Here is a 12,118-nt window from a genome sequence, read left to right as displayed (position 1 = left end):
TTTTTTAGGCATAAAAAAAACCCGTTAAAAACAAAGTCTTCAACGGGTTTAATCAGTCTAAATTTACACTATAAATCGTAACCTCTTTCTTCATGAGAGACAATATCTAAACCTTGTTGCTCTTCTTCAGCACTTACTCTTAAGCCGGTAATCATACCAACGACCTTTAGAATAATATAGGTTGCAATAGCTGTATAAACGAACGTTGCCGTAACACCAATTGCTTGCACCTGAAGTTGGGACATAATAGTCATACCCTCTGCCAAACCTTGGCCAGAGAATACACCTAGCTGATCAGAAGCAAAAACTGCTGCCATTAATGTGCCGATAATTCCGCCCACACCATGCACTGGAAAAACATCTAACGCATCATCAATTTTCCATTTTTGCTTAATCAAAATAACTGCATTAAAACACACGATACCAGCAACAATACCAATCACTAAGCCGCCAGCTGGGCCAACAAAGCCTGACGCTGGAGTAATCGTACCCAGTCCAGCAACCATACCAGTTACTGCACCTAATGCAGTTGGCTTGCCATACTTAATCCATTCATAGAACATCCAAGTCATTGCACCTGCTGCTGCTGAAATATGCGTCACCAACATGGCCATTGCTGCATCGCCGTTTGCAGCTAGTGCCGATCCACCATTAAAGCCGAACCAACCTACCCATAGCATTGCTGCACCAGTAATAGTCATGGTCATGTTGTGTGGTGGCATCGGCTTATTTGGAAAGCCCGCTCTAGGGCCAATCACAATTGCTGCCACCAATGCTGCAACACCTGCAGTAATATGAACCACAGTACCGCCCGCAAAGTCTAATAAACCCATTTCTTGTAGCCAGCCGCCACCCCATACCCAGTGAGTAATTGGCGCATAAACCACAATTAGCCATATTGCACTAAATAGCAATACCGCTGAAAACTTCATACGCTCCGCAAAACCACCAATAATTAGTGCTGGTGTAATAATCGCGAATGTCATTTGAAATAATGCAAATAAACTTTCAGGAATATCACCACTTAAAGATCCCTCAGTCACGCCAATTAGCATAAATTTTGACAAGCTACCAAAGTATGCATTTCCATCTGCAAATGCAATCGAGTAACCAGCAACTAGCCATAAAATCGATACCAATCCAGCAATAGCAAAACATTGCATCAATACTGATAAGATATTTTTAGTTCGAACCAAGCCACCATAGAACAAGGCTAAGCCTGGCAATGTCATAAATAAAACTAACGCAGTAGAAGTTAGAATCCATGAAGTATTTGCACCATCCAAACCTTCGGCAAACACAGTCATTGGCATTAAAGCCAATAATGTTAATAATAATTTTTTCATTTTTTACTCCTTAAAGCGCGTCTTGATCCGTCTCACCAGTACGGATTCGAATCACTTTTTCTAAATTAGATACAAAAATTTTCCCGTCACCAACTTTGCCAGAACTGGCAACACCGCTGATTGCTTCAATAACCTCATCTAATTTTGATGCGGTTATTGCGACTTCTAATTTAATCTTTGGTAAAAAATCAATTTGATACTCTGCGCCACGATATAACTCAGTGTGACCTTTTTGACGACCAAAGCCTTTAACTTCGGTTACAGTAATGCCAGATACGCCCACTTCTGAAAGTGCCTCTCTAACATCATCTAATTTGTGCGGTCGTAGAATTGCCGTTACAAATTTCATACTTCTCTCCTTTGATACTCGCAAACCTCATGATTTGCAATATAGAAATAAACCCTTCATGGGTAACTTGTAAGCAACTATGCTCGTGTAAACATCCTACACCGTTGTAGAATCGTATTGATTATTATAGATTTTTTTAGGAAAAAAGCAAATACGCTTTATTGATCTATTTTTTGGATAAGGTCTTGGCGTTTTAGCTGTGTATTTTTCAATGCTTGGTCTTGTCGCCAAGTGTCAATATTAGCCTGATATCCGCTTAACAATACTTCTGGAACCTTTTGTCCGTCAATTTCCTCTGGGCGTGTGTAGTGCGGATAATCAAGTAGTCCATCAGAAAATGAATCATTTAATGAATCTTGGTTACCAAGCACACCAGGAACTTGTCGACTGATACTATCGATTAACACCATGGCGGCTAATTCACCACCACTAATCACGTAATCTCCAATTGACACTTCCATGTCCACATCGTGCTTAATAATGCGTTCATCCACTCCTTCATAGCGTCCGCACAACAAAGTTATTGAATCAAGTGTTGATAGCTCTGCAGCCAGTTTCTGGGTTAGTTTTTGTCCCTGAGGGGATAGATAAATAACCTTTGAATTAGGGTTTTCTTGCTTGATTTTAGCAATACATTGACGAATAGGCTCAACTTGCATCACCATGCCTGCACCACCGCCATAAGATTTATCATCGATGTTTCGATGCTTATTGTTAGAAAAATCTCTTAGCTGCCAAGTGTTAATACTTAATAATGATTTTGTAATGCCGCGCGCAATAACCCCTTCCTCTTTGATGGCTAAAAACATAGCGGGGAAAAGCGTTATTACATCAAAACGCATTATTCTAAGTTAAGATATTTTTAAGAATATGGTAATAAATATCGCTTAAATCATCTAGATCTTTTGTAGAAACACACTCATCTATCTGATGAATAGTGGCATTTAAAGGCCCCAATTCAACCACTTGAGCATTAAGAAGTGGCGCGATAAAACGTCCATCAGAAGTGCCACCTGAAGTTGATAATTGTGCATCAACACCAGTCACTTTTTTAATAGCATCAACACAACCACTAACCAACTCTCCCTTAGGGGTTAAAAATGGAAAGCCTGAGTGATTCCAGTCAATTTTATATTCAAATTGATGCTTATCTAAAATATTACAAACTCTTGTTTGCAAGCTTTTATGAGTCGACTGCGTGGAATATCGAAAATTAAAAACAACTTCAATCTCTCCTGGAATAACGTTAGTCACACCCGTGCCAGAGTGAATATTAGAAATTTGAAAACTGGTTGCTGGAAAATAATCATTACCTCCATCCCATAGCTCATTACACAGCTCATCAAGAGCAGGAATGGCTAAGTGAATGGGGTTATTAGCTAAATGTGGGTAAGCAATATGCCCCTGCTTGCCAATAATTCTAAGCGTACCATTTAAAGAGCCACGACGCCCATTTTTGATTACATCACCCAATACATTAGTCGCTGACGGCTCGCCAACTAAACAATAATCAACATTTTGGCCAATTGTGTTCAAGTGCTCACACACTTTCACCGTGCCATTAATCGCAGGACCTTCCTCATCAGAAGTAATCAAATATCCGATCGTACCCTTATGATCTGGATAGTCCGTTACAAATCTCTCAGTAGCGCTCAACATAGCAGCTAAAGAGCCCTTCATGTCTGCTGCGCCACGACCATGCAACAGGCCATTTTTTATCGTCGCCGAAAAAGGATCTAAATTCCACTTGTCAGCATCGCCCACAGGAACAACATCGGTATGCCCTGCAAACATAAATACTGGGGAGCCCGCTCCATGCTCAGCCCAAAAGTTGTCCACTTCTTCAAATTTTAAATCAGTAATCTTAAAATTAGACTGTTTTAAATACTCAGTCATCAATAACTGACAACCTTTATCATTAGGTGTTATTGAATCAATCCCAATTAAAGCTTGTGCCAATTCTATTGTATTACTCATAAATCTAATTTAACCTTAAAGTGATGATTGGATTATCTGATACACCAACAACATCGCTGGTAATTTGTATATCATCCGCTTGCTTCATAGCGCCACCAGTTCGACTTAACCTTGCCACTACTAACACCTTGTCATGCTCTGACAGAAGTTTTGTTGGCATAACAGAATTCATGTCGCTCAGTACTACTTGGCCACTAAAATCTTTAAGTTTAAGTTTTTCAATAGCAATTGGCATCGGCCTACCCTTGGCAGCTTTTACATAAATCATTAAATAATCTTCAGCTGATCGACTGGCTAAAATTTGATCAGAAATAACAACATTAACCGTTACTGTACTGCTCACCTGTCCACTTTCAGCTCGCCTTAATTCATCTAATATACCCAACAAGGCTTGTCGATCAGCACTCTGCTCTGGTAAAGCAGATAACGCCCTATTCCACAAACCTTTGGCTAATTCAAAATCTTGCATACTAATGGCAAACATACCGGCCAAATACAAAGCATCTGGCGCATTAGCATCAAGCTTAAGCGCCTGCTTGATTAATACAACCGATTGATCTGAAAATTGATTATCATTAACACTGATTAGTGTTGATGCGTATTCAATCAATAATCTTGGATTATTGGGATTTATTTGATAAGCCTTTTCGTAAGCATTAACAGAGGCTTCATCTTGATTTAATTCAAAATAACTCAAGCCTAATATTGCCCAAGCCTTGTCATCATTCGGCTCATCTTGCAAATGTTGCTTAATTTTTTCCACACTTTGCTCTAGGCTCAATGGCGCAGAATCAACAACCGATGCAACAATAGGAGTTGACACATAAGTACTTAAATTTTGATAAACACCAATAGAGAAAAATGGCAATAATATTAACACCAGAAAAATCGAAAGACCACCACTTTTAGTATTTGAAGTTTTTACATTTTTTTGCTCAAGCTCTACAGCCAATGTAGATGAGATTTCATCCAATGCAAATTCAAACTGTTCTTGATCAATCAAATCTTTATCAAGATCAGATTGTAATTCTAATTTTCTTTGCTTACCCAAATCAACATTTGACTGACGCAAGTCAATACCATTATCTGCCAGCGGTTTTTTTAGAAACCAAACAGTCCATGCCAATGAAGCAATCAACATGATGCCCATCCAAATCGTCATATTCATAACTTATCTCCTTGACGATTTCCAGCAGTCCTCACAGAAGATAAACGGTATCTACGATCAAACGCTGCCAATAGAGCGCCAAATGAAATAAATAAACCACCAAGCCAAATCCACCTAATAAGTGGCTTATAATAAATCCTTAAACTCCATGCACTACCCTCTAGTGACTCACCTAAAGCAATATAAATATCTCGCGTTAATGACGGGTCAATAGCCGCCTCAGTCATTGGCATGCCAGTAACATATTGGCGTTTTTCTGGGCTTAAATTAGTAATCAAGCCACCTTCAAAATAAACTTCAACATTGCCCTTATGGCCTTTGTAATTTTCATGAGAAAAACTATCTACCCCTTTAAAGATAAAAGTATAGCCTTCAATATTAATTGGCTGATCAACTTCCATCTTAATGTCTTTCTCTACACCTAGTTGAGTAGTGACTGTAGCGCCCAATAAAAATACTGCAATACCGATATGTGCAAAAATCATCCCAATAAAAGACAGACCTAAGGCACCTTTTTGACGAATTCGATTAATCAACAAAGATAGTGAATGAAGCACTATCCAAATAAATAAAAATACTGCCAATAGTACAGCCTGATTTTCAACAAACCAAAAACTACCAGCAAATAAAATAATAATACCGATCCATACAGGTTTAAGAAGCGTCATGCTACGAGAAATTGTGTCTTTCTTCCAGCGTAAGAATGGTGCAATTACCATCGCTATCACTGCTGGAATCATAATAGGCACAAACACCGCATCAAAATAAGGCGCGCCTACTGATATCTTTCCCAGCCCTAGAGAATCTAATAATAATGGATATAAAGTACCTAAGAACACGCTCAACATAGCAGCAACTAACAAGATGTTATTAATTAGCAGTCCGCTCTCTTTTGACCACCATGAAAAGGAATTGTGACTTTTCATTAATGAAGCTCGCCAAGCATATAATGCCAAAGAGCTACCAATTACAATAATCAAAAATACCAAAATAAATAAGCCACGTGCTGGATCAGCAGCAAAAGAATGTACTGAAGTCAAAATGCCAGATCTTACCAAAAAAGTACCTAATAAACTCAATGAAAATCCAGCAATGGCTAATAGTACCGTCCAGTGTTTGAAAGCGCCACGTTTCTCGCTCACACTTAATGAATGAACCAATGCTGTTGCAACCAGCCATGGCATGAACGAAGCATTTTCAACCGGATCCCAGAACCACCAACCTCCCCAGCCAAGCTCATAGTACGCCCACCAAGAGCCCAATGTAATACCAAAGGTTAGAAATGCCCAGGCTATTAAGGTCCATGGGCGAGACCAGCGCAACCAAGTAGAATCAAGCTGACCACGTATTAAAGAGGACAATACAAATGCAAACGGAACGGCCAAACCCACGTAACCCATATAAAGCATCGGCGGATGGATGATTAAGCCAAAATCTTGCAGTAGTGGATTAAGCTCTCTACCCTGTATTGGAATAATATCTAGTCGCTCAAAAGGATTGGAAGTTAATAGTAGAAATAATAAAAACCCAATACTAATAATGCCAAGAATAATCAAAATATGATTAAGCACCTCGCTTGGAAGACGCTTAGAAAATACTGATACAGCAACACTCCAGCCTGATAATATTAATGCCCATAATAATAACGAACCCTCATGGGCACCCCAAACAGCAGATACCTTGAAAACCGTTGGCAATTCAGTATTAGAATTGTTAGCAACATATTTAACGGAAAAATCATCGCCTACAAATGCGCTTGTCAAAATAACGAATGCCACTAAAATCCAAAAAAATTGCGCCCATAGCATAGGTCTTGACAATTGAGCTAATGAAAAATTACCTCTAAACAAGCCTACTGTCGGCAACGCCACCTGTAAAAAAGCAAAAGCCAAAGCAAGAATTAATGCGAAATGTCCGAGTTCAATTAGCATGTTAAATTATTCATCAAATAAATCTATGATTTTATCCAATCCACCGACGTTAATGGCAATATCTGCCTGTTGAGTGACAATTGGTTTTGCATGGTAGGCAATTGACAACCCAGCCACCTCCAACATACTTAAATCATTAGCGCCATCACCAATAGCGATTACCTGACTTGGCTTAATTGAATTAAGCTCACACAACTCATGGATAAAATCAGCTTTAGCTTGGGCATTAATAATGGCACCTTGGGTTTTTCCACTTAAATAGCCATTGTCAACCGCCAAAGTATTTGCTCTCGAATAATCCAAACCAATATCATTAGCCAGTCGATCAGTAAAATAAGTAAAGCCGCCTGATACTACGGCACTTTTTATATCTTTACTTTTCAAAAATTGAATCAACGCCTGACCACCCAAATTGACTTGTAGTTTTTGAGTATAAACCTTATTCAGCACAGCAACATCCAACCCTTCTAACAAAGCAACACGCTCAACTAAAGAACTATCAAAGTCTAATTCACCTTGCATAGCACGCTCAGTAATAGCTGCCACTTGTGGCTTAATATTAGCAAAATCAGCAATTTCATCAATACATTCAATATTAATCAAGGTGGAATCCATGTCACTCACAAATAGCTTTATCTGTGCAGGTGAAAAATCTTGAGGAATGATATTAAAATCAAGTTTAAACTTATCCCTTAGATTGTCTAAATCAATTTTTTTATTAGTATAAAAACGAAAGTGAGTTAATTTTGGCTCAATATCTGCATTAATATATTTAGAGACTAACTTAGCTGTTGATAAATTCTGACTATGTAGAACAATAGTTTGCATGGCTGAAATTACAAACAGTTTGGTTTATCTCTACTCATCGAAAACTTGCCCAAACCGTTTTGATAAATAATTGCTTGCATAGTCATCATTGACTCTGATTTTGCCTGATACATCATACACCCGTCATCATCTCTGCCAATTGGCACGTAGTATAGATCGCTTTTGATTTTATTATTTGATTGTTGTGTTTTTTCAATCGGTTGATAATTTTCAGATTCGCAGCCAAATAATAATATTGAAATTACCATTAAAAATAATTTTTTCATTAAAATTTATAGCTCATTTTTAGCATAATTTGCTGTTCAGATTTAGCCAACACATCATGATTGGTATTGTTTTTATGGTTTAACAATAAAACGAAAGTGTTGTTATTATAGTCTGACAAATAACCTAGTGTCATATTTTCTTCACTAGCGCTTGGGCTTAAATTAATATCTTGATTAATAAAACTAATACTGTCATCAGCATTTAAACCATTTGCGCTAGTAAGTGTCATATTTCCTTGTGTAACTTTCATCGGACGTTTAAAAGTAGCAAACAAAGTACCACTATCCGTATTAGCAACCACAGACATTGAGTAACCCTTAGTATCAATAGTTGAAACACTAGAAACCACAGAATCCTTTAAAGGATTAACCTTAGTCCGCCCTTTGCTGTATTGTGCAATAAATTCAACCTTATTGCTTAATTTTGAACTGACAATAAGGTTAATCGCATTGGTTTTAGCAATACCTGTTTGATAAGCACCCCTAAAATAATTAGATAAAAAGGTTTCAGACTCATTTAAATGGCTTAACTGTACACTGAATGAAAAATCATCAGTAGAATTAACCAACACAGCCGCATTAACGCCATTAATAGCATGAGTTTTATTTTTATCCGTATAGCCAGAAACCATGCCTAAAGAGGTTTTAATATTTCCCGTACTAGCTACATTAATAACGGTTGCGTGATCAATTTGAGAAAGATGTGAATCTGCATACAACGAATAAGTATCTGACAATCCTGTTATATTGGTTTTGTCATCAAATGCAAACACTTTATCGACAGATTTATCTTGCGCAAATGAAACTTGCAAGTTTTGATAAGACTTGTCAATCTGAATGCCACGTTGTATAGTATCTTCAAATTTTAATTCAGTACTCATTAAAGCTGATTTTGGGACAAGCACAACTTTATTTAAATTAAAATAATAATCACGCTTGTATTTATCATACACCGCCGTTTCTATTGATTGTACCAAAGCATCGCCCAATACACCACTACTAGAAAAACCAGAATCACTCAAATAATGACTACCGCCCGAAGCTGTCGCCACAGTTAGTGCGCCTTGTGCATAAATAGCATTATCAAGATTTAACAAACCTCGGCCGTATACCACATCAATACCCGCATCGCCTAAATCGGTTGCCGTATCGTACAAAATAGTAACCACCTCAGAGGCACTTTTTGATGGCCATTTTGAGCGTAATACTGCTACTGCACCCGATACGTGTGGTGCGGCCATCGAAGTACCATTAGAAGTAGCATAACCATCGCCACCTATATGATTATCATCCGTCGTATCGACGGTGGAATAAATACCACTACCAGGGGCCGCCATGCACCAATTTTTTGCCACGCCACACTGATTACTATAATTGGCAATTGTATTACTAGAATCCGTCGCTACGACAGCAATTAAGGTGTTTTCAAGTGCTTCATAGCCTGAATCAGCAGGGAGCTTTGCACCATAATCAGGATCAGTATTGCTATCATTACCAGCGGCATGCACGCTAACAATATCATTATTATGTGCAGATAGCCATTTATCTTTTGTAGACGTGCCAATATCAGAGCTGCCAAAGCTAGCATTAATCACTTTAGCGCCTTGGCTAATAGCAAGATCAATTGAGTTTTCAATAGCACTTGTAAATAAACTACCATCTGAATCACCAGCACGAAGCGCTAATATTTTAGCGCTATAAGCCACACCATGCATACCTACATCATTTTTTACTCCAGCGATAATACCCGCCACATGCGTACCATGACTCATAAATGCACCCTGTCCATCAGGATTGGCATCAGCATCGTTATCAATAAAATCATAACCACCGGATGCTATATTAGCGACTAAATCTGGATGATCTAAATCTACACCTGTATCAATAACTGCAACCGTTACCCCGCTACCAGAATAACCATCTAAATAAATATCAGAAGCTTTAATATTGCTTAAACCATATTGGCTATCGTATTCTGTAGTTTCATAATAAGTAGCTGGATTTTTAACCACAGCAGACGAGCCACCTCCACCACCACAGCCAGCAATAAGAACAACACTAAAAATAAAAAAGTATTTCATCAACAAAATTTATAATAATTCTCATTTTTTATTAAATATAGGCAATTGTACAATACATCTGAACCAACGTGTAAATAATAAAATAAATCTATCTCGCACTACAAACGCTCACTTTTGACAAATTTGAATTAGCAGTAAATTTCACCTTTAGCTTTAAAGATTGGTCAAATAATAGCTTTCCTCGCAACCTAAAACTATCATAATTATTCATATATCCTAAATATGAATTAACCGATGCAAAAAAATCTTCATTAGAAGAATAGTCTTTTCTCAATGCATGATAAAAACTCGATTTCGTGCGCCTATCAATAGTCACTCTATGTGGCAATATAAAAACCCCTAAAAATTTAAAACCATGTTTTATAGATTGCAAATAGATTTTCTTTGGGTGAATCTCTAGCCCGATACCTTGAAGATAAGCTGCTATTTGCTCAATGCTTTTTACTAGCTTTTGCTTATCATTTGAAAACAGCAAAAAATCATCCACATATCGCCCGTAATACTTAAACCCTGAATGGTACTTTATAAATTTATCCATCCCGTGCAAGTAAATATTACCAAACAATTGTGAAGTAAGATTGCCAATCGGCAAACCAGTCTCTTTCTTGGCATGAAACAAAGATTTATCTTTTGGCAGCCCTTGCCAATCAGATCGCTTACCTTTGATCAAAACATTATTAACAGGATCATGAAAAATCACCAACTTAATAATCCATCTTAAAAAATCAAAATCAGGTGTTATTTCATGCTTATATTTATCCAGCACATCAAAAATTTGCCTGCAAAGAACCCGCTTATTAATATTCATAAAATACCCACGAATACCCAGCTTTAATACGTACGCTTCTTTTGTATAATTATCACTCACCGCTCTCGTGAATTTTTTGGCTCGTTTTATATCGCAAGAAGTGCCTTTATTTTTCCGACAGCTATAACTATCATGGATAAACAATCTCTCAAAAATAGGGTTAATAGCATTAAAAATCAAATGATGGATAATTCTATCTTCAAAATTTGCGGCAAAAATCTCTCTTTGTACGGGGTAAAAAGAGATAAAATAAATAGACCTTTTAGGCTCGTAAGTTTTATCAAGTAGTCGATCGCACAAAGCGATTAAATGGCTTTCATAATTTACTTCATATTCAGCGCAAGAATGAGTATTGCGCTTGTTTTTTCTGGCTGAATAATAAGCTTCAAACAGTTTTTCAAGTAAGAACTCTCTATTTTGTGGCATTGAGCGAGCTTTTATGCCAAGCAGTTAGTTGTTTTGAGACGCTTTCGCATTTGTCATTCAGGCGAGCAAATTTCTTAATATTAACCTGCTTAAGATCACGCAACAATCTTAACAAAACCCGTATCACTTCAATATTTTCTCTGGCTTTTACAATGTGCTTAACCTTGTCTTTTCTGCTATTAGCCCGATAGATATTCACAATCATCTCAATGGTTTCTTTTTTGATACTTTCACCCACCGTATATTTGTATTCTTTATTAAACTCCTTGGTAAATACAAACAAATCTAGCAGTAAATCATAACTAACCTTATACACGGGCAAAAAAATATTTAAAAAAGAACATTTAACAACATCAAAATACAAATCCTAGGCAGCGAACACTAAAGCCGTTCGCCTTATTGTTGGTATTGCGGTTCACCGTGGCGTTACTGGTGTTCAGGTTGTGTCTGTAGGCATTACTACCTGACTCGGTACTACTCCACAAGTACGTGTAGTCACCACGATTGTAGAAATTACCATTGGTACCGCGGATGCCCGCTAACTTAGCCTGCCAATAATTAAAAAACATCACTTATTTACTATTTTCAGCACCCCCTTGAGGGGTGAAATACAACCACTTTAGCTTTATTGCTATCTTTATTGTAAATCAAAATCCGCCTTACATTCGTAACCTGGGGCAATTCCTCACGTCAACAAGTGTCTGTCAAATCCAAAACCCAACAAAAATTAATAACGTGTTAAGCTCGGAAGGTTTTTCCTCTACAGTAAATATTAAAAAATATAATTTGTAAAGCTTCACCTACTCATCACCTTCTGATAACTCTCTTTTTGATAACACTTTATTATTTGATGAGCCACCTGGAAAATATCAATTAGAACAAATGGCTGAGTTGCTTGAAGATTATTCAGCTAAAAAATGGAATGGTGAAATCGATGA

At 37.4% G+C, this 12,118-nt stretch carries 11 protein-coding genes; all 11 read right to left on the bottom strand.

Annotation, left to right across the window (positions count from 1 at the left end; all coding sequences use genetic code 11):
- Positions 1-68: 68 nt before the first annotated feature.
- Positions 69-1,346 carry an ammonium transporter gene (locus BTHERMOSOX_RS02145; RefSeq protein WP_138118964.1) on the bottom strand — a complete coding sequence of 426 codons (1,278 nt, stop codon included), beginning with the start codon at positions 1,344-1,346 and terminating at the stop codon, positions 69-71.
- 10 nt (positions 1,347-1,356) lie between these two features.
- A complete protein-coding gene (locus BTHERMOSOX_RS02140; protein WP_138118962.1) occupies positions 1,357-1,695 on the bottom strand; it encodes a P-II family nitrogen regulator in 339 nt (112 codons plus the stop codon).
- 158 nt (positions 1,696-1,853) lie between these two features.
- Positions 1,854-2,537, bottom strand: coding sequence for a tRNA (guanosine(37)-N1)-methyltransferase TrmD (gene trmD, locus BTHERMOSOX_RS02135; protein WP_138118960.1), 684 nt, complete (start codon positions 2,535-2,537; stop codon positions 1,854-1,856).
- A 4-nt stretch (positions 2,538-2,541) separates the two neighbouring features.
- Complete coding sequence (gene dapE / locus BTHERMOSOX_RS02130) at positions 2,542-3,672, bottom strand: succinyl-diaminopimelate desuccinylase (protein ID WP_138118958.1); 1,131 nt, start codon at positions 3,670-3,672, stop codon at positions 2,542-2,544.
- Between the two features lie 4 nt (positions 3,673-3,676).
- Positions 3,677-4,840, bottom strand: a complete 1,164-nt coding sequence (gene ccmI, locus BTHERMOSOX_RS02125; protein ID WP_138118956.1) for a c-type cytochrome biogenesis protein CcmI — start codon at positions 4,838-4,840, stop codon at positions 3,677-3,679.
- Positions 4,837-6,771, bottom strand: coding sequence for a heme lyase CcmF/NrfE family subunit (locus BTHERMOSOX_RS02120; RefSeq protein WP_138118954.1), 1,935 nt, complete (start codon positions 6,769-6,771; stop codon positions 4,837-4,839). Before BTHERMOSOX_RS02120 ends, ccmI begins: the two co-directional genes overlap by 4 nt.
- Positions 6,772-6,777: 6 nt before the next feature.
- Positions 6,778-7,599: a phosphoserine phosphatase SerB gene (gene serB, locus BTHERMOSOX_RS02115; protein WP_138118952.1), complete on the bottom strand. Its 822-nt coding sequence runs from the start codon at positions 7,597-7,599 to the stop codon at positions 6,778-6,780.
- An 8-nt stretch (positions 7,600-7,607) separates the two neighbouring features.
- Complete coding sequence (locus BTHERMOSOX_RS02110) at positions 7,608-7,865, bottom strand: hypothetical protein (RefSeq protein ID WP_138118950.1); 258 nt, start codon at positions 7,863-7,865, stop codon at positions 7,608-7,610.
- Positions 7,865-9,946 (bottom strand): S8 family peptidase, encoded by a 2,082-nt coding sequence (locus BTHERMOSOX_RS02105; protein ID WP_138118948.1) that lies wholly within the window; start codon positions 9,944-9,946, stop codon positions 7,865-7,867. The genes BTHERMOSOX_RS02110 and BTHERMOSOX_RS02105 overlap by 1 nt, the downstream gene beginning before the upstream one ends.
- 88 nt (positions 9,947-10,034) lie before the next feature.
- The gene (locus BTHERMOSOX_RS02100) at positions 10,035-11,180 is read right to left on the bottom strand and encodes a reverse transcriptase domain-containing protein (protein WP_138118946.1); all 1,146 of its coding nucleotides are present in this window, start codon (positions 11,178-11,180) and stop codon (positions 10,035-10,037) included.
- Positions 11,167-11,496: a four helix bundle protein gene (locus BTHERMOSOX_RS02095; RefSeq protein ID WP_171004623.1), complete on the bottom strand. Its 330-nt coding sequence runs from the start codon at positions 11,494-11,496 to the stop codon at positions 11,167-11,169. Before BTHERMOSOX_RS02095 ends, BTHERMOSOX_RS02100 begins: the two co-directional genes overlap by 14 nt.
- Positions 11,497-12,118: the final 622 nt, after the last annotated feature.

Source organism: Bathymodiolus heckerae thiotrophic gill symbiont, assembly GCF_900128515.1.
Taxonomy (GTDB): Bacteria; Pseudomonadota; Gammaproteobacteria; order PS1; family Pseudothioglobaceae; genus Thioglobus_A.
Note: the sequence above shows the minus strand (reverse complement) of the source record. Positions and strands in the feature narration are given on the sequence as shown.

Excerpts from the sequence above, each read along its gene's own strand:
- dapE (WP_138118958.1), bottom strand. The coding sequence starts at position 3,672 with ATGAGTAATACAATAGAATTGGCACAAGCTTTAATTGGGATTGATTCA.
- BTHERMOSOX_RS02120 (WP_138118954.1), bottom strand. The coding sequence starts at position 6,771 with ATGCTAATTGAACTCGGACATTTCGCATTAATTCTTGCTTTGGCTTTT.
- BTHERMOSOX_RS02105 (WP_138118948.1), bottom strand. The coding sequence starts at position 9,946 with ATGAAATACTTTTTTATTTTTAGTGTTGTTCTTATTGCTGGCTGTGGT.
- BTHERMOSOX_RS02145 (WP_138118964.1), bottom strand. The coding sequence starts at position 1,346 with ATGAAAAAATTATTATTAACATTATTGGCTTTAATGCCAATGACTGTG.
- BTHERMOSOX_RS02100 (WP_138118946.1), bottom strand. The coding sequence starts at position 11,180 with ATGCCACAAAATAGAGAGTTCTTACTTGAAAAACTGTTTGAAGCTTAT.
- ccmI (WP_138118956.1), bottom strand. The coding sequence starts at position 4,840 with ATGAATATGACGATTTGGATGGGCATCATGTTGATTGCTTCATTGGCA.
- trmD (WP_138118960.1), bottom strand. The coding sequence starts at position 2,537 with ATGCGTTTTGATGTAATAACGCTTTTCCCCGCTATGTTTTTAGCCATC.
- BTHERMOSOX_RS02110 (WP_138118950.1), bottom strand. The coding sequence starts at position 7,865 with ATGAAAAAATTATTTTTAATGGTAATTTCAATATTATTATTTGGCTGC.
- serB (WP_138118952.1), bottom strand. The coding sequence starts at position 7,599 with ATGCAAACTATTGTTCTACATAGTCAGAATTTATCAACAGCTAAGTTA.
- BTHERMOSOX_RS02140 (WP_138118962.1), bottom strand. The coding sequence starts at position 1,695 with ATGAAATTTGTAACGGCAATTCTACGACCGCACAAATTAGATGATGTT.